Source organism: Hoyosella subflava DQS3-9A1 (assembly GCF_000214175.1).
Taxonomy (GTDB): Bacteria; Actinomycetota; Actinomycetes; order Mycobacteriales; family Mycobacteriaceae; genus Hoyosella; species Hoyosella subflava.
Map to the genome: position 1 here is coordinate 1,566,004 of NC_015564.1, position 24,122 is coordinate 1,590,125.

The following is a 24,122-nucleotide window of genomic DNA, read 5'->3' on the forward strand; positions in this document are numbered from 1 at the left end:
TTCACAGGAGTGCATAATCATCACATGGGTACGAGGATTGCTGTCGCAGGCGCGAGTGGATACGCGGGTGGAGAGGTCCTCCGGTTGCTTCTCGGGCATCCGGCATATGCCGACGGCAGGCTAGAGATCGGCGCGCTGACTGCCGGCGGGAATGCCGGATCAACACTCGGGGAGCACCATCCGCACCTGCTGCCACTCGCTGAGAGGGTCCTCGAAGACACCTCGGCCGCAACTCTTGCCGACCATGATGTGATTTTTCTCGGTCTGCCCCACGGTCATTCGGCGGCGCTCGCTGCGGAGCTTCCGGAGTCGATCGTCATCATCGACTGTGGTGCGGATTTTCGCCTGCGAAATGCCCAGGACTGGGAGAGTTTTTACGGTTCGCCCCATGCTGGCGCGTGGCCGTATGGACTGCCCGAACTTCCGGGCGCGCGGGAATCGCTGCAAGGTGCGACGCGCATCGCGGTGCCCGGTTGCTATCCAACCGCAACGTCGCTTGCGTTGGCGCCCGCTATTGCTTCGGGCATCGTGACGCCCGCGGTGACTATCGTGGCTGTGACTGGCGCATCTGGAGCCGGACGATCCCTGCGTACGGATCTGCTTGGCTCCGAGGTGATGGGGTCCGTGCGCGCCTACGGCGTGGGTGGTGTCCACCGGCACACGCCGGAGATCAGACAAAACCTGCAGTCACTCACCGTGGAGGACGTCAGTGTGTCGTTCACTCCGGTGCTCGCTCCGATGGCTCGCGGAATCCTTGCTACGTGCGTTGCGCCCACGACCGTTGACGACACTGAGGCACGCGCGGTATACGAAAAGGCCTATGCGGACGAGCCGTTCGTGCACCTCCTCCCGCCGGGGCGGTTACCGCAGACTAGTGCGGTGCTCGGCTCCAACGCGGTACACCTCAGTGTTCACGTGGACCGTGCTGCTGGGACTCTCGTTGTCGTATCCGCGATTGACAACCTCACTAAAGGCACCGCAGGCGGGGCCGTACAGTCGATGAACATCGCGCTCGGCTTGCCGGAAACAGCCGGGCTGTCAACGGTGGGAGTAGCTCCATGACGGGACCCGAGGGGCTCAAGCCCCCGCACATTTCCTCCCTTACAGCGCTCGCGGCCGCGGTGCGGCGTGACGAAGGTGTTACGGGCCCAAAGGGTTTCGTCGCGGCAGGCGTCGCGGCGGGAATCAAGAAGTCCGGTGCCCGCGACCTCGCGGTAATCGTCAACACGGGCCCCGGGCGTGAGGCTGCTGGTGTGTTCACCACCAACAAGGTCAAAGCTGCTCCAGTCTTGTGGTCGCAGCAGGTACTGACCACCGGAAAGCTCCGTGCGGTAGTGCTCAACTCGGGCGGCGCAAATGCGTGCACGGGACCGCAGGGATTTGCTGACACACATCACACCGCCGAGGAAGTGGCAGCGGCGCTTACGGAGTCGGGAACGGAAACTGGTGCGGTCGACGTTGCGGTGTGCTCGACGGGACTTATCGGTGACCTGTTGCCGATGCCCGCAGTGCTCGCCGGTGTCCGGACGGCGGTCCAGCAGCTGAGTTCCTCTACCGAAGCGGGAACCGACGCCGCCAGCGCCATCATGACCACGGACACCGTGTCAAAGGAAGCGGTGGTGCACCATCAGGGTGGCTGGGCCGTCGGCGGAACGGCCAAAGGCGCTGGAATGCTCGCGCCTGCCCTGGCCACGATGCTATGCGTCGTGACCACTGATGCCGTAGCTACAAGCGAGCAACTTGACACGGCCCTCCGCCACGCGGCCAAGTACAGCTTTGAGCGGCTCGACGTGGACGGAGCTACCTCAACAAACGACACGGTACTTCTCCTCGCCTCAGGGGCCAGCGGAGTAGCCCCAAGTCAGGCTGAACTCACCGAAGCCGTCTCTGCTGTGTGTGACGATCTCGCTGACCAGCTCATGGCCGACGCTGAAGGCGTCACGAAACGCGTGCATATCACCGTCGCCGGTGCCTCGAGCGAAAGTGAGGCGCTGACCGGAGCGCGAGCCGTAGCGCGGGACAGCCTCGTCAAGACAGCTCTTTTCGGTTCGGACCCGAACTGGGGACGCGTACTCGCCGCGATTGGGATCGCACCGATAGCCCTCGATCCCGATCGAATAAGTGTGTTCTTCAACGGAGAACCCGTGTGCAAGAACGGTGTCGGGGTGCCCGGAGCCCGGGACGTCGATCTCAGCGGAATGGACATCACAGTGCGCGTGGAACTCGGCATCGGTGCCGCTGAGGCGACCATCCGGACGACGGACTTGTCCCACGCGTACGTAGAAGAGAACTCGGCGTATTCGTCGTGATCGGCGTGACGGACCTGAGGCGGTGACCTGAACGTGAATTACGAAGCAGACCAATCAGCCGACACCCAGACCGCGCACGGTGGCGTCCGTGATGACCTCACAGCACTGGACAAAGCACATGTGCTCGCCGAGGCGTTGCCGTGGCTGCAGAAATTTCACGGTAAAACAATCGTCGTGAAGTACGGCGGCAACGCCATGGTTGATGACACCCTCAAGCGTGCGTTCGCAGCGGACATGGTGTTCTTGCGCACCTGCGGGATTCACCCCATCGTGGTGCATGGGGGTGGACCACAAATCACTGCGATGCTGGAGCGGCTCGGCATGGAGGGCCAGTTCCGTGGGGGTTTCCGCGTCACCACCCCAGACGTCATGGAGATCGTCCGGATGGTGCTTTTCGGTCAGGTTGGACGCGAACTTGTCGGTTTGATCAACAGCTACGGGCCTTACGCGGTGGGTATTTCCGGGGAAGATGCGCACCTCTTCACCGCTCAGAAGCGATCGGCAATGATCGATGGAAAACCCGTCGACATCGGCCTCGTCGGCGACGTGTCGTCCGTCAGTCCGGAGGCAGTGCTCGATCTGGTGTCGACAGGCCGGATCCCGGTCGTATCAACGATTGCCCCGGACCGTAATGGTGTCGTGCACAACATCAACGCCGACACCGCTGCTGCCGCCCTCGCAGAGGAGATTGGCGCTGAGAAGCTCATCGTCCTCACCGACGTCGAGGGCCTCTACACCAACTGGCCTGATGAAGACTCACTGGTCAGCGAGATCGACAGCGGCGCGCTAACCCAACTGCTCCCGAACCTTGCCAGCGGAATGATCCCCAAAATGGAAGCGTGTCTGCGTGCCGTCCGTGGGGGCGTTCCGTCCGCACACGTCATCGATGGCCGTGTACCGCATTCGGTCCTTCTCGAAATCTTCACTGAAAAGGGAATTGGCACGATGGTGACTCTCGGTGACGGGATACGGGCGTCTGAGGATCTGGTGGGAGCATGACGCAATCGAACACCGGCGCGCTGCAGCGGCGCTGGTCCGAGTCGATCATGGATACCTACGGCGTGCCTCGAGTCGCGCTGGTACGGGGTAACGGCGCGGTAGTGACCGACGCAGAGGGCAAGAATTACCTCGACTTGCTCGGCGGTATCGCGGTCAACATCCTCGGCCACGCACACCAGGGAGTGCACGCCGCCGTCACAGCTCAGCTGGCAACACTAGGGCACGTATCGAACCTGTATGTCAGCACTCCCGTCGTCGAACTGGCAGAGCAACTCGTCGCCCGGCTCGGTTGTGATGGCCGCGTCTTCTTCGGGAACTCCGGAGCCGAAGCCAACGAGGCGGCCTTCAAAATCGCGCGACGCACGGGCCGGACAAAGATCGTCGCCGCGGAGAACGCGTTCCACGGCCGGACCATGGGCGCGCTTTCACTGACCGGGCAGCCGTCGAAGCGGACGCCATTCGAACCGCTTGTTCCGGGGGTGGTCCACGTCCCCTACGGTGATGAGACAGCGCTCATAACGGCGGTCGATGATGAGACCGCAGCAGTCTTCCTCGAACCAATGATGGGTGAAGCTGGCGTCGTCGTTCCCCCGGAGGGCTACCTCGCGGCAGCCAGAAGAGTTACCGAGGAGCATGGGGCGCTTCTCATTCTGGATGAGGTACAAACCGGTATCGGGCGCACCGGCTGGTTCTACGCACACCAGGCCAGCGGAATAGTCCCAGACGTCATCACCCTCGCGAAGGGACTTGGCGGCGGCCTACCCATCGGAGCGTGCATCGCGACAGGCGCGGCGGCCAGCCTCATGAGCCCAGGTTCGCACGGGTCCACGTTCGGCGGGAATCCGGTCTGCGCAGCAGCTGCGCTAGCCGTGCTGCGCGCTATCGAGGAAGAGGACCTGCTAAGCCATGCGGATAGGCTCGGTAAACTGCTCTGCGCTGAGATCGAAGGCTTGGGCGACCCCCTGATCGATCATGTGCGGGGCGCGGGTCTGCTGCTCGGCGTGGTACTGACCGAACCAGTGGCGCACGCAGCAGAAACCGCAGCGCGCAACGCGGGGTTCCTGCTCAACGCTGCCCAGCCGACCGTGTTGCGTCTTGCCCCGCCGCTCGTCATCACCGAAGAGCAGGTGCGCACGTTCATCAGTGCTATGCCCGCCATTCTTGACGCAGCTCGCGAGGAAGGACAGCAATGACCCGCCACTTTCTGCGGGATGACGACCTGACACCTGCCGAACAGGCCGAGGTGCTTGCCCTCGCCGCTGACATGAAGAAGGCCCCGTTCGCACACCGGCCGCTCGAGGGGCCGCGGGGTGTGGCGGTGATTTTCGACAAAAACTCGACGCGGACACGTTTTTCCTTTGAACTGGGTGTCGCACAGCTCGGCGGCCACGCAGTGGTTGTCGAATCCCGTTCCACTCAACTGGGGCGCGACGAGACCCTCCAGGACACCGGTCGTGTGCTTTCTCGCTATGTCGACGCGATTGTCTGGCGGACGTTTGGCCAGGAACGGCTAGAAGCCATGGCGGAGACCTCAACGGCGGTCATCGTGAATGCGCTCTCTGATGAGTTTCACCCCTGCCAAGTCCTTGCGGATCTGCAGACCATCGCTGAGCACAAGGGGGAGCTGGCGGGTCTGAAGCTGGCTTACCTCGGTGACGGCGCGAACAATATGGCGCATTCGCTGATGCTCGGGGGAGTCACGGCCGGAATCCACGTGACTGTCGCTGCACCGGATGGCTTCACACCCGACCCCGAAATCGTATCGGCGGCACGTGAGCGCGCCACCGAAACTGATGCGTCCGTCCGCGTCGTGACCGACCCGGTGGATGCGGTTCGTGGTGCGGATGTTGTCGTCACCGATACCTGGACATCAATGGGGCAAGAAGCTGATGGCCTCGACCGTATCGCGCCGTTTCTGCCGTACCAGGTGAATTCTGACCTGCTGGCGAATGCCAGCCCAACAGTGATTGTGCTGCATTGCCTGCCCGCACATCGAGGTGAGGAGATCACCGACGACGTCATGGATGGCAAGCACAGCGTGGTCTGGGACGAGGCCGAGAATCGGCTGCATGCACAAAAAGCGCTGCTGACCTGGCTGCTGGAGCACCAGTGACGGAGCCGGGCAGGTCACTAGCCACGAGTCGTGCTGGACGGCAGGCGCGGATCGTTGAGCTACTGGCGCAGCGGCAGGTGCGCAGTCAGACCGAACTTGCCCGGCTGCTCGCAGACGAGGGCATTGACGTCAAACAAGCGACACTGTCCCGGGACCTCGAGGAACTGGGCGCAGTGAAGCTACGTGCCGCAGATGGCGGAACCGGCGTTTACGTCGTGCCAGAAGATGGCAGTCCGGTGCGTGGAATCACTGGGGGAACCGATCGACTGTCGCGCGTCCTGAGTGATCTTCTGGTGTCGGCGGAGCCCAGCGCCAACTTGGCAGTATTGAGAACTCCGCCAGGTGCGGCACAATTTGTCGCTAGCGCGATAGACAAGGCGGCGTTGCCGGAAATCGCGGGCACGATAGCCGGGGATGACACGATTGTCGTCATTGCACGCGAACCCAACATGGGAGCTGACGTCGCTGCCATGCTCGAAGATCTGGCGTAAAGACAAGTAATAACGAGCAATAACAAGCCACGACTAAAGGAGTTGGAACACCATGGCAGAACGCGTGATCCTCGCCTATTCAGGCGGTCTGGACACCTCCGTCGCCATCAGCTGGATCGCTAAGGAGACCGGCGCCGAAGTCGTCGCGCTCGCCATCGATCTTGGGCAGGGTGGTGAGGATATGGAGGTCGTGCGACAGCGCGCGCTCGACTGCGGTGCCGTCGAATCGATTTGTGTTGACGCGCGTGACGAGTTCGCCAACGAGTACTGCCTGCCGACCATCCAGGCGAATGCTCTGTACATGGACCGGTACCCGCTGGTGTCCGCGATTTCACGCCCGCTCATCGTCAAGCACCTCGTGCAGGCTGCACGGGACCACAATGGCACAACGGTGGCGCACGGCTGCACCGGCAAGGGAAACGACCAGGTTCGTTTCGAGGTGGGCATCGGTGCGCTGGCTCCCGACCTGAACGTTATTGCTCCCGTGCGCGACTACGCGTGGACTCGTGAGAAGGCGATCGCTTTCGCTGAGGAGAACAAAATCCCGATCACGGTGTCCAAGAAGTCACCGTTCTCCATCGACCAGAACGTGTGGGGACGCGCGGTGGAGACAGGCTTCCTCGAGGATCTGTGGAACGCTCCCACCAAAGACGTCTACGACTACACGGAAGACCCTACGGCGCATTGGCAAGCGCCCGATGAGCTCGTCATCACCTTTGACAAAGGCGTGCCAGTAGCAATCGACGGCCGGGCCGTAACGGTGCTCGAGGCGATCACCGAGCTGAATCAGCGTGCCGGACGCCACGGAGTGGGCCGCCTCGACATGGTTGAGGATCGTTTGGTGGGGATCAAGAGCCGTGAAGTGTACGAAGCACCAGGTGCCATGGTGCTCATCACCGCACACCAGGAACTCGAAGCCGTGACTACTGAGCGCGAGCTCGCCCGCTTCAAACGTCAGGTTGAGCAGCGCTGGGGCGAGCTCGTATATGACGGCCTGTGGTTCTCTCCACTGAAGTATGCGCTGGACGCCTTCCTGCAGAACACGCAGGAGCGTGTCAGCGGTGATATCCGCATCGTCCTGCACGCGGGAAGCGCGGTCGTCAACGGCCGCCGGAGCAACCAGTCGCTGTACGACTTCAACCTCGCGACCTACGACGAGGGCGACACTTTCGACCAGTCCCTGGCAAAGGGATTTGTGCAGATTCATGGGCTCTCCTCCAAGGTTGCCGCTAAGCGCGATCTGGGCCTGTGAGGGTCGCACGTGACTGATCAACACGGCACGAATGAAGGCGCATTGTGGGGCGGCCGGTTCGCATCGGGACCAGCCGCCGCCATGGCCGCGCTGAGCAAGTCGACGCATTTTGACTGGGCACTTGCTCCTTACGACGTGCGGGCGTCCAAGGCGCATGCGAAGGTACTGCACAGGGCAGGACTGCTCAGTGATGCCGACTTCCAGGCGATGACTGCCGGGCTCCAACGCCTCGCCGCGGATGTTGCTAGCGGCGCCTTCGGTCCGGCGAAATCGGACGAAGACGTCCACGGCGCTCTGGAGCGCGGTCTGATCGAGCGCGCGGGTCCCGAGGTAGGCGGTCGACTACGCGCAGGCCGGTCCCGGAACGACCAGGTAGCGACGCTCTTCCGAATGTGGCTGCGGGACGCGGCCCGGCGGATCGCGGCGGGCCTGCTGGACGTGGTCGACGCGCTCGCCGGTCAGGCGGCGGCGCATCCGGCAGCGGTGATGCCTGGCAAGACTCACTTACAGGCCGCGCAACCAGTGCTCCTCGCTCACCATCTGCTTGCGCACGCGCACCCGCTGTTACGTGATGTTCAGCGTCTGCAGGATTTCGACAAGCGAGCAGCAGTATCTCCTTATGGGTCGGGCGCGCTTGCCGGTTCGTCCCTGGGGCTTGACCCCGACGCCATTGCTGCAGACCTGGGGTTCGATTCCGCGGCGGAGAACTCTATAGATGCCACATCGTCGCGAGACTTCGCGGCTGAGGCAGCGTTCGTGCTCGCTATGATCGGCGTCGACTTATCACGGATGGCTGAAGAGATCATCATTTGGACCACGCCCGAGTTCAGTTACGCGACCCTCGCGGATGAATGGTCCACGGGCAGCTCGATCATGCCTCAGAAAAAGAACCCCGACGTGTCCGAACTCACGCGTGGCAAGTCAGGCCGACTCATCGGAAACCTCACCGGCCTGCTGGCAACACTCAAAGCGCAGCCACTCGCGTACAACCGGGACCTGCAGGAAGACAAGGAACCGGTGTTCGACTCTGTCGCGCAACTGGAGATGCTTCTTCCCGCAATCATCGGTCTGATTTCGACGCTGAGATTCCATGAGGAGCGAATGGCCGAACTGGCACCTGCCGGATACACGCTGGCCACGGACATCGCTGAATGGCTGGTTCGTCAGGGCGTGGCATTCCGCATCGCCCATGAGGCCGCAGGTGCATGCGTTCGTGCTGCAGAGTCACGAGGTGCCGCGCTCGAAGAGCTGACGGATGAGGAATTCGCGGCCATCGACCCCAATCTGACTCCGCAGGTGCGTGAGGTTCTTACTGTCCAGGGATCCATCGCATCGCGCAGCGCGCGCGGCGGAACAGCTGGCGATCGTGTGTCCGAGCAGCTCACAGGTGTGCGCGCGGAGGTAGAGGCGCTGCGCGAATGGGCGAAGCCGGTATTTCCCTGAGCACCTGCTGTCAGTAATGTCTCACGCACCTGGCTGCGTTCGCGCTGGGTGATGTGCGAAGATTCGGGTTAGTTGGCTACCCGGTGTTGAAGTATGCCGGCGAACATGACGGAGGTCCCGAGTGCAGTTCACAGTGCGCACAATGACGTCACCGCTGCACCGGGTACTTGCTACCGCACAGAACGGACTGGAAGTAATCCGGTTCGGCGGTCTTGACACCGGTGAAGAAGCGTCGCCGTATGTTGTCGTGGAACGTCGCCCGATGTTCCGGCTTCGGCGGTACTTTCCGCAAACAAAAGACATCAAGGACCGCCCGCCGATTGTGCTGGTACCCCCAATGATGGTCGCGGCGGACGTCTACGACGTGACCCAGGACAAGGGCGCGGTAGGTATTTTGCATGCGCAGGGACTCGACCCCTGGGTTGTCGACTTCGGCTCGCCGGATCGGGAAATCGGGGGGATGGCCCGCAATCTCGCTGACCATGTCGTTGGTGTCAGCGACGTGGTGAGCCTGGTCCGTAAGCACACGGGGCGGGACGTTCACCTCGGTGGGTATTCGCAAGGCGGCATGTTCTGCTATCAGGTTGCGGCCTATCGCCGTTCGGTAGGCCTCAAAAGCGTCATCACCTTCGGAGCGCCGGCTGATTCAGTTGCGCTGCCTCTCGGAATACCGGTAGGGCTTGCGTCCAAAGGTGCGGACCTTCTGGCTGACCACGTGTTTAATCGTCTCGCCGTCCCGAGCTGGATGGCGCGAACCGGGTTCCAGATGCTCGATCCGGTCAAGACGCTGAAATCGCGTCTGGACTTCCTGATGCAGTTGCATGATCGGGAAGCGCTGCTGCCGCGTGAAAAACAACGCAGATTCCTTGAAGCGGAGGGCTGGGTCGCGTGGTCCGGCCCCGCGATCGCTGAACTCCTCAAGCAGTTCGTGGTGCATAACAGGATGATGACCGGCGGATTCGTCGTCGATGACCGCTTGATCAGCTTGGCGGAGATCACCTGCCCCGTGCTCGCGTTCCTCGGCACCACCGACGATATTGGGCTGCCCCGAGCCGTCCGCGGGATCCGCCGCGCGGCACCGCGAGCGGATGTGTACGAAGCGACGCTGCGCGCAGGCCATTTCGGACTGGTTGTCGGATCGAGTGCTGCCATTCACACCTGGCCAACGGTGGCGGAATGGGTCAAATGGCATGAAGGCGCGGGGGATGAGCCCGTCATCATCAATCCGATGACCGATGAGCCTCAAGAACCAGTCGATGGTGAATACACGGTGGCTCAGCGGCTGGTGAACAGCGCGAGCCAAGCTGCTGAGATTGGGTTTGGGGTTGCCCAGGATCTTGTTGACGCAACGAGGGGTGCTGCGCGAACAACCAAGGAAATCACCGGTGAGGCGATGCGGACGTTGCCGCGGCTCGCGCGTCTTGGCGTGATGCAGGCTCACACACGTATGTCGCTCGGACTGTTGCTCAATGAACAAGGACGACGTAATCCGTTAGGTGAATTGTTCCTGTTCGATGACAGAGTTCATACGCACGCCGCGGTGAACGAGCGGATTGACAACGTGGTTCGCGGGTTCATCTCCGTCGGTGTCCGACAGGGCAGCCATGTCGGTGTCCTCATGCAGACGCGTCCCAGCGCGCTCGCCGCTATTGCCGCGTTGTCTCGACTGGGTGCGGTGAGCGTGCTATTGCAGCCTGGAACTGATTTGGCTGAAGCCATCCGGATTGGTGAGGTATCCGCAATTGTCGCGGACCCCCCGAACCTCGCCGACGCTATGACGGCAGGTGTTCGGGTGTTCGTCCTTGGCGGCGGCGACGAACGTGACCTGGAATTGGCGAACGAAACCGATGTCATTGACATGGAGAAAATCGACCCTGCGGCCGTCAGCTTGCCGGCCTGGTATCGGCCCGACCCTGGGCTCGCGAGTGACCTTGCATTCATCGTTTTCACCCGCTCACGAGGCCACACCGAGCCGCAGTTCATCACGAACCACAGGTGGGCACTCTCGGCGTTCGGCACGGCCTCCGCTGCATCGCTGACAATGAGTGACACGGTTTACTGCCTAACCCCGCTGCACCACCCGTCGGGTTTGCTGATGACACTCGGTGGGGCGGTCGCGGGCGGTGCACGCATCGCGCTTACCCGGACTTTCGATCCGAGCCAGTTCGCCGAGGAGATTCACCGCTACGGAGTGACGGTCGTTTCGTATACGTGGACCCTCCTTCGGGAATTGGTGAACGCTGAAGATCTGCAAGTGCAGAGGCATCATCCGATCCGGCTCTTCATGGGATCCGGCATGCCAGCGGCTCTGTGGCGCAGAGTGACGGAACGATTCGCGCCCGCAAACGTCGTCGAGTTTTACGCCTCCACCGAGGGGGAGGCCGTGCTTGCCAACATTTCGGGCGCGAAGCCTGGGTCGAAAGGTCGGCCCATTCCGGGTTCCGCCACCATCAGGCTTGCCGCCTACGACGTTGAGCAGGATCGCTTTATCGAGGACGACCGTGGTTTCGTCCGTGAGGCCGCAGACGGCGACGTGGGACGCCTTCTGGCACATCCCCGAACAGGTATGGAACTCAGCTCAAATGAGATGCGCGGCGTATTCCGGGCCGGGGACGCATGGATCGCCACTGATCATCTATTCCGCCGGGACGATTCCGGTGACTACTGGATGGTCGACAATCGGAACTCAGTGATCCGTACTGAGCGGGGGGTCGTGTTCGCGCTGCCAATTGAGGACGCTCTGGCAGAGATCGATGCCCTCGACCTGGCAGTGGTCTATGGCGTACCTGCAGGAAAGCGAACGCTGGTGATCGCGGCGCTTTCGCTGCGATTATGGATGCCGGAAGGCGCCTCGCAGAAGGCGGAGGTCAAACCGGGCCACCTGAACAATGCCTTGTCGATCCTCCCGGAAGGTCAGCGACCCGACATCGTTCATGTCGTCGACGAGATTCCGCTGACGACGTGGTACCGACCCAAAACCCGGGCGCTCGCCGCCGACGGTGTACCAGCAGCTGGCGTGAACTGCTGGTACTACGACCCGGATAATCACCAGTACCGTCGGCTGACCGAAGCGGCCCGTAAGCGTGTCATGGCGGACGCGTAGCTCACCGGTGCGCGAAGGTAGGGTAGGTGTCGTGACTTTGGATCCGATCCTTTTGAGTGTTCTTGCATGTCCACAAGACCACGGGCCGCTACTGCTCATCGATGATGAGGTGCTTTACAACCCGCGTCTGCGGAGGGCTTATCCGATTGAGAACGGCATTCCGGTTCTGCTGATCGATGAAGCGCGCGAGGTGTCGGACAGTGAGCACCAAGCCTTCACCGAACGTGCACAGGCTGAAACCGGCCGCTGACAACTTAGCCGGGAGTCAAGGGCAGAGGGCGAACCCCGGTGCTCAGGCTGATAAACACTCCGCGCACCGGCAAGTCAGCCGCAGCCGCCGCTGCGAGCAGGCGGCGTGCCCAGATTTGATCCAGATCCGTGATGACCGTCTGATCTGGGCGTTCAATCACGAAGACCGCAGCCGCGTCCTCGCCGGTCTCCCAGATAGCCCCTTTCATTGCGGTGACCATCGCGGTGCACTGTTCCGCGCGGGGAAGGCCAGTAGGCGGATCTTGGACAGGAATCACTACCGGTAGCTGGTACCCAAGTGGCGTGAAGAACAGCAACCACAGTTGCGGTACGACAGCGGGGCCCACGATGGTGTCGACGCGTGAGTGCAGATCATCGTCCGTGAGTACGGGAATTTCGGTGAGGTCATTGGAAGAATGTCGCGGAGAACTGGTCATGGCGAGAGCATTACATTTCGGCGCAACCGTCCGGAGTTATCCCTGTGGATAACAATTGCCTGGAACGTAATCGCTTCGGGGTGCGTCAAAAAACAATGTGCCCGCATGTCCAGAACGGGCTGATAGCCGCGAGCGGAGGGTGACGACGTGCGTGATGTGCTGACCAGCACTACTCCTGAACGCGCGGCGCAGGAACTTCTCGGTCGCCGTCTTCGGGTTCGGGGATGCGAAGCAAAGATAGTTGAGGTCGAGGCATACGGCAGTGACGCTTCGGGACCATGGCCGGATCCAGCCTCGCACGCGTATCCGGGGCGAACAGCACGAAACTCCGTGATGTTTGGTGAAGCCGGTCGCCTCTACGTCTACCGGATTTACGGAATTCACTTGTGCGTCAACATCACCTTCGGGCCGGTGGGTTCCGCTGGCGCAGTGCTGCTGCGAGCCGGTGCGCTGACGCGCGGAACCGATGAGGCAGCCCTTCGCCGTGGCCGTACAGGAACGGCTGACACGCTTGCGTCCGGACCTGCAAACTTCGCACAAGCGCTAGGTATATCGCTCGGTGACCAGGGCGTAGATGTCCTTGACGACAATTTGGATGTGTCGCTATCCGATTATCGGGACCCAGGTGAATTTCTTGCCGGGCCGCGGGTCGGAATTCTCCGCGACGCGGACCGTCCATGGCGTTTCTGGATAAAGGGCCACCCTGCAGTTTCGCGTTACCGGAGACATTCGCGAGCTTGAGCATGGGGACGCGAGTGGCAACCCGGGTAGCGATTAGGGGATGATCTGACTCGTGACGCACGACATCCTGGACGAACTGACCTGGCGCGGCTTGATCGCACAATCCACCGACCTCGACGCGCTCCGCGCAAAGCTGAACTCTGGCATGGCGACGCTGTATGCGGGCTTCGATCCGACCGCTGCCAGCTTGCACGCCGGTCATCTAATTCCGCTGCTCGTGTTGCGCCGCTTCCAGGAAGCGGGCCACCGGCCAATCGTTCTCGCTGGTGGTGCGACGGGCCTCATCGGTGATCCGCGTGATGTCGGGGAGCGCTCGATGAACGACGAGTCCACCGTCGCCGAATGGTCGGAGCGGATCAAAGGACAGCTTGAACGTTTCGTGGACTTCGGTGCCTCATCGAACGCGGCCATCATCGAAAACAACATGAACTGGACTGGCAGCCTCTCGGCGATCGCGTTCTTGCGTGACATAGGAAAGCACTTCTCCGTGAACGTCATGCTTGCGCGCGAGACGGTGAAGCGCCGCCTTGAGTCCGACGGCATCTCCTACGCGGAGTTCTCGTACATGTTGCTGCAGGCGAACGACTATGTGCATCTGCGTCGCGAGCATGGCTGCGTTCTGCAAGTCGGTGGTTCTGATCAGTGGGGAAATATCGTGGCAGGCGTCGACCTGGTGCGGAAGCTCGACGGTGAACATGTCCACGGCTTCACCGTTCCGCTGGTAACCACGTCGGATGGAAAGAAGTTCGGCAAGTCCACCGGTGGCGGCAGCCTGTGGCTGGATCCCGAGATGACCAGCCCTTATGCCTGGTATCAGTACTTCGTCAACACGGCAGACGCGGACGTCGTCCGGTATCTGCGCTGGTTCACCTTCCTCGGCCAGGAAGAACTGGACGATCTGGAGAAACAGACGCTAGACAGTCCGCACTTGCGCGCGGGACAGAAACGACTCGCACGCGAGATGACGACCCTCGTGCACGGCGAAGCGAACACCCGTGCCGTCGAGCATGCGAGCCAGGCTCTGTTCGGGAGAGCCGAGTTGAAAGAACTCGACGAGCGGACACTTGCCGCGTCGCTTACAGAAGCGTCGGTCGCCGAATTGGTGCCAGGCGCACCACAGACTCTGGTCGATCTGCTCGTCTCGAGTGGACTTTGTGACTCCAAAGGTGCGGCACGGCGAACCATCCGGGAAGGTGGGGCCGCGATCAACAATCAGAAGATCAGCGATGAGGCGTGGGAGCCCGCGCCTGACGACTGGCTGCATGGACGCTGGCTAGTCGTCCGCAAGGGGAAGCGTCACTTTGCTGGGGTCCGGCGCGGCGAGTAGACCCGGAGTCCGTGAGCGCGTCTGAACTGCGGATTTGTTTTTCAGTCGCGCTCTGTGTAACTTTCTCTACGCCGCCGACGCCGGAAGGCCGGTTCCGAAAGGAGCCGGGCACCTGAGCGGGAAGGCAAACCCCCGAATCAACTCGAATCGATGGTTTGACTCCCTGGGCAGGATCTGGTTAAGATTGGTGGCTGTGCCCTGAGGGGGTCTGGACTGTTTTGGTTTGGGTCTTGGGGTGTGTTGTTTGAGAACTCAACAGTGTTTTGGTTTTTGTTTGATGGTGCCGGGATTGATGACAGTCCTTTGGTGCTGTTGTTTGGATGCCTGATTCAGATCCCTAGTCGGGGTTGGGTGTCTGTTTTTTGTTTTTTTTTGCCAGTTTTTGGCTCTGTTTTTCTGATCGTGCTCTGGTGCCTTTTGGGGTGTTGGGGTGTGTTTGGTTTTTAACGGAGAGTTTGATCCTGGCTCAGGACGAACGCTGGCGGCGTGCTTAACACATGCAAGTCGAACGGTAAGGCCTTTCGGGGTACACGAGTGGCGAACGGGTGAGTAACACGTGGGTGATCTGTCTTGCACTCTGGGATAAGCCCGGGAAACTGGGTCTAATACCGGATAGGACCTGCTCCTGCATGGGGGTGGGTGGAAAGCGCTATGTAGCGGTGTGAGGTGGGCCCGCGGCCTATCAGCTTGTTGGTGGGGTAATGGCCTACCAAGGCGGTGACGGGTAGCCGGCCTGAGAGGGCGACCGGCCACACTGGGACTGAGACACGGCCCAGACTCCTACGGGAGGCAGCAGTGGGGAATATTGCACAATGGGCGCAAGCCTGATGCAGCGACGCCGCGTGGGGGATGACGGCCTTCGGGTTGTAAACCTCTTTCAGCGCCGACGAAGCGAGAGTGACGGTAGGCGCAGAAGAAGCACCGGCCAACTACGTGCCAGCAGCCGCGGTAATACGTAGGGTGCGAGCGTTGTCCGGAATTACTGGGCGTAAAGAGCTCGTAGGTGGTTTGTCGCGTTGTCTGTGAAAACCTACTGCTTAACAGTGGGCGTGCAGGCGATACGGGCAGGCTGGAGTACTGCAGGGGAGACTGGAATTCCTGGTGTAGCGGTGAAATGCGCAGATATCAGGAGGAACACCGGTGGCGAAGGCGGGTCTCTGGGCAGTAACTGACGCTGAGGAGCGAAAGCGTGGGGAGCGAACAGGATTAGATACCCTGGTAGTCCACGCCGTAAACGGTGGGTACTAGGTGTGGGTTCCTTCCACGGGATCCGTGCCGTAGCTAACGCATTAAGTACCCCGCCTGGGGAGTACGGCCGCAAGGCTAAAACTCAAAGGAATTGACGGGGGCCCGCACAAGCGGCGGAGCATGTGGATTAATTCGATGCAACGCGAAGAACCTTACCTGGGTTTGACATGCACTAGACGCGTCCAGAGATGGGCGTTCCCTTGTGGCTGGTGTGCAGGTGGTGCATGGCTGTCGTCAGCTCGTGTCGTGAGATGTTGGGTTAAGTCCCGCAACGAGCGCAACCCTTGTCTCATGTTGCCAGCACGTAATGGTGGGGACTCGTGAGAGACTGCCGGGGTCAACTCGGAGGAAGGTGGGGATGACGTCAAGTCATCATGCCCCTTATGTCCAGGGCTTCACACATGCTACAATGGCTGGTACAGAGGGCTGCGATGCCGTGAGGTGGAGCGAATCCCTTAAAGCCGGTCTCAGTTCGGATCGGGGTCTGCAACTCGGCCCCGTGAAGTCGGAGTCGCTAGTAATCGCAGATCAGCAACGCTGCGGTGAATACGTTCCCGGGCCTTGTACACACCGCCCGTCACGTCATGAAAGTCGGTAACACCCGAAGCCCATGGCCCAACCCCCTTTGTGGGGAGGGAGTGGTCGAAGGTGGGATCGGCGATTGGGACGAAGTCGTAACAAGGTAGCCGTACCGGAAGGTGCGGCTGGATCACCTCCTTTCTAAGGAGCTTTGCTCTTAGAGATAATTATGGCGGCCTGGCTGGCGTGACCGTTCGTGTCACGGGCTGTGGGCCGTGCCGGGTGGACATCATCAAACAATTTCTCCGCTGTGTGCGGGGTGCTGGAACACTGTTGGGGTTCTGAGGCAGCATGCCTGGTCTCTCCTGTTGGGGGGATCGTGGGGTGTGGTGTTTTCAGGGGCATGGCTGATGTGTCCTGGCTGGGTGCTGGGGGTGTTGGTTGTGTGTGTTGTTTGAGAGCTGGATAGTGGTGTGACGAGTGTTTATTGCTTGTGATTGATTTTTTGTGTTGTAAGTGTTTAAGGGCGCATGGTGGATGCCTTGGCATCAGGAGCCGATGAAGGACGTGGGAGGCCGCGATAGGCCTCGGGGAGCTGTCAGCCGAGCTGTGATCCGAGGGTGTCCGAATGGGGAAACCCAGCACGAGTGATGTCGTGTTACCTGCCGTTGAATGTATAGACGGTGTGGAGGGAACGCGGGGAAGTGAAACATCTCAGTACCTGCAGGAAGAGAAAACAATTGAGTGATTCCGTGAGTAGTGGCGAGCGAAAGCGGATGGTGGCTAAACCTTGTGCGTGTGATACCCGGCGGGGGTTGCGTATGAGGGGTTGTGGGGCAGTGTTGTTCTGTTACCGCCGTGACAGTCAGATCCAGTGTGTGTGTTAGCGGAAGCCGCTTGGGATGGTGTGCCGGAGAGGGTGAGAGTCCCGTACGCGAAAATGTATGCCTGGTCTGTGACGTTGTACCCGAGTAGCAGCGGGCCCGTGAAATCTGCTGTGAATCTGCCGGGACCACCCGGTAAGCCTGAATACTCCCTGATGACCGATAGTGGATAAGTACCGTGAGGGAATGGTGAAAAGTACCCCGGGAGGGGAGTGAAATAGTACCTGAAACCATGCGCTTACAATCCGTCAGAGCCTTCCCTTTTGGGGTGGGGTGATGGCGTGCCTTTTGAAGAATGAGCCTGCGAGTTAGTGGCATGTCGCGAGGTTAACCCGTGAGGGGCAGCCGTAGCGAAAGCGAGTCTGAATAGGGCGTCGCAGTGGCATGTTCTAGGCCCGAAGCGGAGTGATCTACCCATGGCCAGGGTGAAGCGTCGGTAAGACGTCGTGGAGGCCCGAACCCACTTAGGTTGAAAACTGAGGGGATGAGTTGTGGGTAGGGGTGAAAGGCCAATCAAACTCCGTGATAGCTGGTTCTCCCCGAAATGCATTTAGGTGCAGCGTCACGTGTTTCTTGCCGGAGGTAGAGCTACTGGATGGCCGATGGGCCTCACCAGGTTACTGACGTCAGCCAAACTCCGAATGCCGGTAAGTGAGAGCGTGGCAGTGAGACTGCGGGCGATAAGGTTCGCTGGTCGAGAGGGAAACAGCCCAGATCGCCGGCTAAGGCCCCTAAGCGTGTGCTAAGTGGAAAAGGATGTGGGACCGCTCAGACAGCCAGGAGGTTGGCTTAGAAGCAGCCACCCTTGAAAGAGTGCGTAATAGCTCACTGGTCTAGTGGTCCTGCGCCGATAATGTAGCGGGGCTCAAGCACACCGCCGAAGCCGCGGCACTCCAGCATGTCATCCGCATACCCCTTTTTGGGGTGTGTGCAGTGGCTGGGGTGGGTAGGGGAGCGTCCTGCATCCAGGGAAGCAGCCGTGTGAACGAGTTGTGGAGGGTGTGGGAGTGAGAATGCAGGCATGAGTAGCGAAAGCAGAGTGAGAAACTCTGCCGCCGGATGACCAAGGGTTCCTGGGGCAGGTTAATCCGCCCAGGGTGAGTCGGGACCTAAGGCGAGGCCGACAGGCGTAGTCGATGGATAACGGGTTGATATTCCCGTACCCGTGTGGGCGCGTCCGTGGTGAATCGGTGATACTAACCACCCAGAAGCCCTCTGTCCCGCTTCGGCGGGTGTGAGGGTGGATGCGTGGGACCTGATCCGGTAGTAGCCAAGCGATGGGGTGACGCAGGAAGGTAGTGGGGCCAGTCAGTGGTAATACTGGTGTAAACCTGTAGCCCGGTGGATAGGTAAATCCGTCTGCCATTGAAGGGTGAGAGGTGATGCGACCCCGTTGAGGGGGATTCCATGATCCTATGCTGCCGAGAAAAGCCTCTAGCGAGTTCCCGCATGGCCCGTACCCCAAACCGACACAGGTGGTCAGGTAGAGAATACTAAGGCGCTCGAGTTAACTGTGGTTAAGGAACTCGGCAAAATGCCCCCGTAACTTCGGGAGAAGGGGGACCACGCCCGGTGAGCCACCATTGCGTGGGGAGCTGGGGGTGGTCGCAGAGACCAGAGAGAAGCGACTGTTTACTAAAAACACAGGTCCGTGCGAAGCCGCAAGGCGAGGTATACGGACTGACGCCTGCCCGGTGCTGGAAGGTTAAGAGGACCGGTTAGCCCGTAAGGGCGAAGCTGAGAATTTAAGCCCCAGTAAACGGCGGTGGTAACTATAACCATCCTAAGGTAGCGAAATTCCTTGTCGGGTAAGTTCCGACCTGCACGAATGGCGTAACGACTTCTCTGCTGTCTCAACCACAGGCTCGGTGAAATTGCATTACGAGTAAAGATGCTCGTTACGCGCGGCAGGACGAAAAGACCCCGGGACCTTTACTGCAGCTTGGTATTGGTGTCTGGTTCGGTTTGTGTAGGATAGGTGGGAGACTGTGAAACCCTCACGCCAGTGGGGGCGGAGTCGTTGTTGAAATACCACTCTGACCGGATTGGGCATCTAACCTCGGACCCTGAACGGGTTCAGGGACAGTGCCTGGTGGGTAGTTTAACTGGGGCGGTTGCCTCCTAAAAAGTAACGGAGGCGCCCAAAGGTTCCCTCAGCCTGGTTGGCAATCAGGTGTTGAGTGCAAGTGCACAAGGGAGCTTGACTGTGAGACGTACATGTCGAGCAGGGACGAAAGTCGGGACTAGTGATCCGGCACCCCCGAGTGGAAGGGGTGTCGCTCAACGGATAAAAGGTACCCCGGGGATAACAGGCTGATCTTCCCCAAGAGTCCATATCGACGGGATGGTTTGGCACCTCGATGTCGGCTCGTCGCATCCTGGGGCTGGAGTAGGTCCCAAGGGTTGGGCTGTTCGCCCATTAAAGCGGCACGCGAGCTGGGTTTAGAACGTCGTGAGACAGTTCGGTCTCTATCCGCCGCGCGCGTTAAGAAACTTGAGGAAACCTGTCCCTAGTACGAGAGGACCGGGACGGACGGACCTCTGGTATGCCAGTTGTCCCACCAGGGGCACGGCTGGTTAGCCACGTCCGGAAGGGATAACCGCTGAAAGCATCTAAGCGGGAAGCCCGTTCCAAGATGAGGTTTCTCACCAACACGATTGGGTAAGGCCCCCCACAGACCATGGGGTTGATAGGCCAGAACTGGAAGCACGGCAACGTGTGCAGGTGACTGGTACTAACCGGCCGAGGACTTACACACAAACCCAACACAACACAAACACGCGCACACCACTACCCAGCATCTGAAACAACACACCACCCCTACCACAACAACAACAAAAGACTTGTCACGGCGGCCATAGCGGAGCGGGAAACGCCCGGACCCATCCCGAACCCGGAAGCTAAGCCCTCCAGCGCCGATGGTACTGCACACGCGAGAGTGCGGGAGAGTAGGACACCGCCGGACATCAACAACCAGAGGGGGACCCACCAGGGTCCCCCTCTGACCCATTTCTATGGAAAGGTTGAACGCGTGTCAGATCGTGGCGATAGCAATTACCCATCGCGAGGCAACGCACGTGACAACCGCTCACCGGGCAGCCGAGACGGTGCGGGTTCAGGTGAGGGCAAACGCTTTTCCGGATCAGGACGCCCAAACCGTGAGGGAACGCCGGCGCGGAGAACCCGGGACGGCGCGGGCTTTACGGCGCGCAAACCGAATCCCCGGTCGCAGGACCGTCGCCCGTCTCGCGGCGACGACGGTCAGCAGCGGAACCAAGACCCTCGGCTGCCGGACAATGTTGAACCGACCGAGTTGCCAGACGAGGCCCGACGCGACTTGCTCGCCCTCGACAAGACGTCGGCTGACCTTGTTGCCCGGCACCTCGTTGTAGCAACCCAATTGCTCGAGGAAGACCCCGCACGCGCTCTCGAGCATGCCCGTGCTGCTCGGCGCAGGGCTTCCCGGATCGCGATGGTCCGTGAAACCGCTGGCATCGCCGCCTACTATGCAGGTGAATGGGCTGAAGCGCTCAACGAGCTCCGTACAGCACGGCGAATCGGCGGGGGTTCGGGACTGCTCGCAGTGATGGCAGACTGCGAACGAGGCCTCGGAAGGCCGGAACGGGCAATCGAAATTGCCCGCTCGCCAGAAGCGCGCTCGCTACCAACTGAGGCCGCCATCGAATTGCGAATCGTTGCCGCCGGCGCCCGGATGGACCTGGAACAATACGATGCTGCGGTCGTCACTTTGCAGGGATCCGACCTCGACAATGCTCGCGAAGGCGCTACGGCCGCGAGGTTGTGCTACGCCTATGCGGAGGCACTCCTAGCCGCTGGGCGCCGCGATGAAGCGCTGGCCTGGTTTTTCCGATCGTCGGAAGCAGACTCCGAAGCGACGGACGCGGAGGACCGTGCGGTCGAAATGTCCGAGGCCGATCCCGACACCGTGTGAGGCGGCCGCAGCCATGGCGAGACTCTTTGAGGAGTTCGACAGTTTACTGCTGGATCTAGACGGCACGCTGTACAGGGGTCCACAGGTCGTTCCGCACGCCGTGGATGTGCTTCACCATGTGGGCAGCACGCGCCTGCTGTACGTGACTAACAATGCCAGCCGCAGCGCTAGTGATGTGGCGACACATTTAGCGGAACTGGGGTTTGCAGCAACTTCCGAGGATGTGGTCACGAGCGCGCAAGCGGCGGCGAGACTGGTCTCGTCGCTCGTATCGCCGGGGTCGAAGGTACTGGTAGTCGGCACTGATGCATTTGCTGATGAGATTCGCAAAGCGAACTTGGTCCCAGTGACGCGTTTCGACGAAGGTCCTGACGCGGTTGTGCAGGGCCACTCACCGGATACTGGGTGGGCGCTGCTCGCAGAGGCGGCTTTGGCCATCCGGTCGGGAGCTGTCTGGGTCGCCGCTAATCTCGACGCTACGCTCCCTACTGAGCGTGGGCTTTTGCCCGGAAATGGGTCGATGGTCGCTGCCGTTCGGACAGCCACTGATGTAGAGCCTTACGTGGCGGGCAAGCCCGGTTCCCAGATTTTCAAGGACGCAATTGAGCGCGCATCGTTGTCGTCACCCCTTGTGGTCGGCGATCGCCTGGACACTGATATCGCCGGAGCGCGCGCTGCAGGGCTCCCGAGTCTATATGTAATGACGGGGGTCTCTCAGCCACTCGACGTACTGCGTGCTGGACCGGACATGCGTCCTGACTACATCGCGGCAGACCTCCGAAGCCTCGGAGAACTAGCTGAGCGGCTTCGGCCAGCGCCGCAAAGGGGCTGGGACGTGTTCTGGGATGGGCCGAATGTCGTCATTACGGCCACTGACAATGCGGACGTTGACAATGCGGACACTGACGGGGCAGCAGCATTGCGCGCCGCGGCTAGCACGTTATGGAGCGCGGCGGCCCCGGAAACTGTCACCCGGATTGTGGTGCGAGGTGCGCGTGCGGCACAACTCCTCAGGGCGTGGTCGGTAGATTCCGGTGTTTCGCGTGGTGGCGGGGGAGCACTGTCGGTTAGCGTTGAGGCCGATGACTAACGGAGCGCCACTGCCCGGGCCACGACCTGCAGCACCTCTTCAGCACGGACCTGACGAGGTGCGCACCGTCGTCTCAGGCATCGTCGCGCAACTCGACTCTTTGCCAGCAGAGCAATTAGCGACCCAGGAAGCGGTGCAATTGTTCGAAGACGCCCACAGCGTTCTCGTCAAGGCCCTTGCGTCGGTGGATACGGTGTGATGGCACGCAGGGCCCGCGTCGACGCGGAACTTGTTCGCCGCGGCATGGCTCGTTCGCGTGACCATGCGGTTGAACTGATCGCAGCGGGCCGGGTGCAGTCAGCCGGCAGCACAATCGTGAAACCGGCGACAGCTATCGACCGAGCCACCCCACTGCACGTGATCGAGAACCCGAGCGACGAAGAGTGGGCGTCCCGGGGTGCGCATAAGCTACTCGGCGCGCTGGAACGGTTCGGACCAGGTGGGCTCGAGGTCACGGGCCGGCGCTGCCTTGATGCGGGAGCCTCGACGGGCGGGTTCACTGACGTGCTTCTCAAACGAGGCGCCCGGGAGGTGGTCGCTGCGGACGTCGGATACGGTCAACTGATCTGGAGACTGCAGAATGACCCGCGAGTGGAGATTTTTGACCGCACCAACGTTCGCAGCCTGACGCCCGAACAGATCGGTGGTCCGGTCGACCTCGTTGTCGCGGACCTCTCGTTTATTTCGCTGCGGCTGGTTCTGCCTGCGCTGGCGAACTGCGTCACGCCCGGCGCTGATTTGATGCCAATGGTCAAGCCTCAGTTTGAGGTGGGCAAGGAACGTCTTGGCTCCGGCGGCGTTGTCCGCGACCCGGAACTGCGCGCGAGCGTGGTGCGGGAGGTGGCAGACTATGCGGATGGCTTGGGTCTTCGCGCGATCGATGCGGTAGCAAGCCCGTTGCCGGGGCCATCCGGCAACGTTGAGTACTTTCTGTGGCTGCGTTCCGGTGAAGCTGGCCCAGCGCCCACGGCCAGCCTCAGTGAAATGATCAGCCGCGCAGTGGAAGAGGGCCCGCAGTGACACACCAGGAAGGGTCAACGAGTCACCGCGAGATACTTCTCGTTGCCCATACGGGACGGCCAGAGGTCGCACGCACCGTGACTCAGGTGGCGCGCATCATGAAGCATCACAACATCGGGCTCCGCATACTGGCGCATGAGGCAGCGAGCACGCACGTCTCCGCTGGAGCTTTGTCCGGGTACGAAACAGTGATCGAAGCTGGCCCCGATGCTGCTGCCGGGTGCGAATTGGTTCTTGTTCTCGGTGGTGACGGCTCAATGTTGCGCGCGGCTGATCTCGCTCGCTCGGCGGGGATTCCCGTCCTTGGCATCAACCTCGGGCGGATAGGGTTCCTCGCTGAAACGGAGGCCGAACACCTCGAAGACGCACTGGGGCAGGTTGTGCGGCGCGAATACCGAATAGAGCACCGCATGACGCTTGACATGGAAGTGTGGTCGGCGGGCCAGTCACTCGCGCAGGGCTGGGCACTCAACGAAGCGAGCGTTGAGAAGGCACCCCGGCTCGGGGTGCTTGAAGTCGTGCTGGAAGTCGATGGCCGTCCTGTGTCGGCCTTCGGGTGTGATGGTGTGCTCGTCGCGACACCGACAGGGTCAACTGCCTATGCATTCTCGGCGGGCGGTCCTATCGTCTGGCCGGAACTGGAGGCGTTGCTCGTGGTTCCGAGTAACGCCCATGCCCTTTTTGCCCGGCCGATGGTGACCAGTCCTGCTGCTTTGGTGGCCATTGAGGTTGATCCCGCCGGACACGATGCGCTCGTCTTCTGTGACGGGCGGAGGATTGTGCAGGTTCCCTCGGGTGGGCGCATCGAATTCAGGCGAGGGACCACACCCGTGTTGTGGGCGAGACTGAACTCTGCACCGTTTGCGGACCGGCTTGTGCGGAAATTCGAGCTGCCGGTGCAAGGATGGCGTGGCAGACCTGTCACGGGTATCGGGGGGGAGTAG

At 61.1% G+C, this 24,122-nt stretch carries 18 protein-coding genes and 3 rRNA genes; 20 read left to right on the plus strand and 1 reads right to left on the minus strand.

The features are described 5' to 3' along the window. Positions 1 to 24 precede the first annotated feature (24 nt). From argC to AS9A_RS07315, 10 genes are all read left to right on the plus strand, one after another. The gene (argC, locus tag AS9A_RS07270) at positions 25 to 1,062 is read left to right on the plus strand and encodes an N-acetyl-gamma-glutamyl-phosphate reductase (protein ID WP_013806307.1); all 1,038 of its coding nucleotides are present in this window, start codon (positions 25 to 27) and stop codon (positions 1,060 to 1,062) included. Then, on the plus strand, positions 1,059 to 2,309 hold the full coding sequence (gene argJ, locus AS9A_RS07275) for a bifunctional glutamate N-acetyltransferase/amino-acid acetyltransferase ArgJ (RefSeq protein WP_013806308.1): 1,251 nt from the start codon (positions 1,059 to 1,061) through the stop codon (positions 2,307 to 2,309). Before argC ends, argJ begins: the two co-directional genes overlap by 4 nt. A 105-nt stretch (positions 2,310 to 2,414) precedes the next feature. After that, positions 2,415 to 3,308: an acetylglutamate kinase gene (gene argB, locus AS9A_RS07280; RefSeq protein WP_041451658.1), complete on the plus strand. Its 894-nt coding sequence runs from the start codon at positions 2,415 to 2,417 to the stop codon at positions 3,306 to 3,308. Beyond that, positions 3,305 to 4,501 (plus strand): acetylornithine transaminase, encoded by a 1,197-nt coding sequence (locus AS9A_RS07285; protein WP_013806310.1) that lies wholly within the window; start codon positions 3,305 to 3,307, stop codon positions 4,499 to 4,501. The genes argB and AS9A_RS07285 overlap by 4 nt, the downstream gene beginning before the upstream one ends. After that, the gene (gene argF, locus AS9A_RS07290; RefSeq protein ID WP_013806311.1) at positions 4,498 to 5,421 is read left to right on the plus strand and encodes an ornithine carbamoyltransferase; all 924 of its coding nucleotides are present in this window, start codon (positions 4,498 to 4,500) and stop codon (positions 5,419 to 5,421) included. The genes AS9A_RS07285 and argF overlap by 4 nt, the downstream gene beginning before the upstream one ends. Continuing rightward, a complete protein-coding gene (locus AS9A_RS07295; RefSeq protein ID WP_049793688.1) occupies positions 5,400 to 5,912 on the plus strand; it encodes an arginine repressor in 513 nt (170 codons plus the stop codon). Before argF ends, AS9A_RS07295 begins: the two co-directional genes overlap by 22 nt. Positions 5,913 to 5,964: 52 nt before the next feature. Further along, a complete protein-coding gene (locus tag AS9A_RS07300; protein ID WP_013806313.1) occupies positions 5,965 to 7,164 on the plus strand; it encodes an argininosuccinate synthase in 1,200 nt (399 codons plus the stop codon). A 9-nt stretch (positions 7,165 to 7,173) separates the two neighbouring features. Next, on the plus strand, positions 7,174 to 8,607 hold the full coding sequence (gene argH / locus AS9A_RS07305; protein ID WP_013806314.1) for an argininosuccinate lyase: 1,434 nt from the start codon (positions 7,174 to 7,176) through the stop codon (positions 8,605 to 8,607). 121 nt (positions 8,608 to 8,728) lie between these two features. Beyond that, positions 8,729 to 11,710 carry an AMP-binding protein gene (locus AS9A_RS07310; protein WP_013806315.1) on the plus strand — a complete coding sequence of 994 codons (2,982 nt, stop codon included), beginning with the start codon at positions 8,729 to 8,731 and terminating at the stop codon, positions 11,708 to 11,710. 31 nt (positions 11,711 to 11,741) lie between these two features. Then, complete coding sequence (locus AS9A_RS07315) at positions 11,742 to 11,960, plus strand: Trm112 family protein (protein ID WP_013806316.1); 219 nt, start codon at positions 11,742 to 11,744, stop codon at positions 11,958 to 11,960. A 4-nt stretch (positions 11,961 to 11,964) separates the two neighbouring features. Here the strand turns inward: AS9A_RS07315 and AS9A_RS07320 are convergent, their stop codons facing one another. Then, positions 11,965 to 12,396 (minus strand): hypothetical protein, encoded by a 432-nt coding sequence (locus AS9A_RS07320; RefSeq protein WP_013806317.1) that lies wholly within the window; start codon positions 12,394 to 12,396, stop codon positions 11,965 to 11,967. 147 nt (positions 12,397 to 12,543) lie between these two features. On the opposite strand from AS9A_RS07320, the gene AS9A_RS07325 reads away from it, so the two are divergent. The 10 genes from AS9A_RS07325 (at position 12,544) to AS9A_RS07370 (ending at position 24,122) form a co-directional block, all read left to right on the plus strand. Continuing rightward, positions 12,544 to 13,137, plus strand: coding sequence for a DNA-3-methyladenine glycosylase (locus tag AS9A_RS07325; protein ID WP_013806318.1), 594 nt, complete (start codon positions 12,544 to 12,546; stop codon positions 13,135 to 13,137). Between the two features lie 52 nt (positions 13,138 to 13,189). Further along, on the plus strand, positions 13,190 to 14,464 hold the full coding sequence (gene tyrS, locus AS9A_RS07330) for a tyrosine--tRNA ligase (protein ID WP_013806319.1): 1,275 nt from the start codon (positions 13,190 to 13,192) through the stop codon (positions 14,462 to 14,464). Positions 14,465 to 14,907: 443 nt separating this feature from the next. Then, a 16S ribosomal RNA gene (locus AS9A_RS07335) occupies positions 14,908 to 16,432 on the plus strand. A 309-nt stretch (positions 16,433 to 16,741) separates the two neighbouring features. Then, positions 16,742 to 19,874 (plus strand): 23S ribosomal RNA (locus AS9A_RS07340). 89 nt (positions 19,875 to 19,963) lie between these two features. Further along, positions 19,964 to 20,081, plus strand: a 5S ribosomal RNA gene (gene rrf / locus AS9A_RS07345). The 16S, 23S and 5S rRNA genes sit together here, the layout of an rRNA operon. 66 nt (positions 20,082 to 20,147) lie before the next feature. Beyond that, positions 20,148 to 21,068, plus strand: coding sequence for a hypothetical protein (locus tag AS9A_RS07350; RefSeq protein ID WP_083826484.1), 921 nt, complete (start codon positions 20,148 to 20,150; stop codon positions 21,066 to 21,068). 13 nt (positions 21,069 to 21,081) lie between these two features. Next, positions 21,082 to 22,158 carry an HAD-IIA family hydrolase gene (locus AS9A_RS07355; protein ID WP_013806321.1) on the plus strand — a complete coding sequence of 359 codons (1,077 nt, stop codon included), beginning with the start codon at positions 21,082 to 21,084 and terminating at the stop codon, positions 22,156 to 22,158. Then, positions 22,151 to 22,357, plus strand: a complete 207-nt coding sequence (locus tag AS9A_RS07360; protein WP_041450934.1) for a hypothetical protein — start codon at positions 22,151 to 22,153, stop codon at positions 22,355 to 22,357. Before AS9A_RS07355 ends, AS9A_RS07360 begins: the two co-directional genes overlap by 8 nt. Next, a complete protein-coding gene (locus AS9A_RS07365) occupies positions 22,357 to 23,178 on the plus strand; it encodes a TlyA family RNA methyltransferase (protein WP_013806323.1) in 822 nt (273 codons plus the stop codon). Before AS9A_RS07360 ends, AS9A_RS07365 begins: the two co-directional genes overlap by 1 nt. Beyond that, positions 23,175 to 24,122 carry an NAD kinase gene (locus AS9A_RS07370; protein ID WP_041450935.1) on the plus strand — a complete coding sequence of 316 codons (948 nt, stop codon included), beginning with the start codon at positions 23,175 to 23,177 and terminating at the stop codon, positions 24,120 to 24,122. Before AS9A_RS07365 ends, AS9A_RS07370 begins: the two co-directional genes overlap by 4 nt.

Coding starts and splice junctions, on each gene's coding strand:
- argC (WP_013806307.1), top strand. CDS start 25: ATGGGTACGAGGATTGCTGTCGCAGGCGCGAGTGGATACGCGGGTGGA.
- argJ (WP_013806308.1), top strand. CDS start 1,059: ATGACGGGACCCGAGGGGCTCAAGCCCCCGCACATTTCCTCCCTTACA.
- AS9A_RS07285 (WP_013806310.1), top strand. CDS start 3,305: ATGACGCAATCGAACACCGGCGCGCTGCAGCGGCGCTGGTCCGAGTCG.
- argF (WP_013806311.1), top strand. CDS start 4,498: ATGACCCGCCACTTTCTGCGGGATGACGACCTGACACCTGCCGAACAG.
- AS9A_RS07300 (WP_013806313.1), top strand. CDS start 5,965: ATGGCAGAACGCGTGATCCTCGCCTATTCAGGCGGTCTGGACACCTCC.
- AS9A_RS07320 (WP_013806317.1), bottom strand. CDS start 12,396: ATGACCAGTTCTCCGCGACATTCTTCCAATGACCTCACCGAAATTCCC.
- AS9A_RS07355 (WP_013806321.1), top strand. CDS start 21,082: ATGGCGAGACTCTTTGAGGAGTTCGACAGTTTACTGCTGGATCTAGAC.
- AS9A_RS07360 (WP_041450934.1), top strand. CDS start 22,151: ATGACTAACGGAGCGCCACTGCCCGGGCCACGACCTGCAGCACCTCTT.
- AS9A_RS07365 (WP_013806323.1), top strand. CDS start 22,357: ATGGCACGCAGGGCCCGCGTCGACGCGGAACTTGTTCGCCGCGGCATG.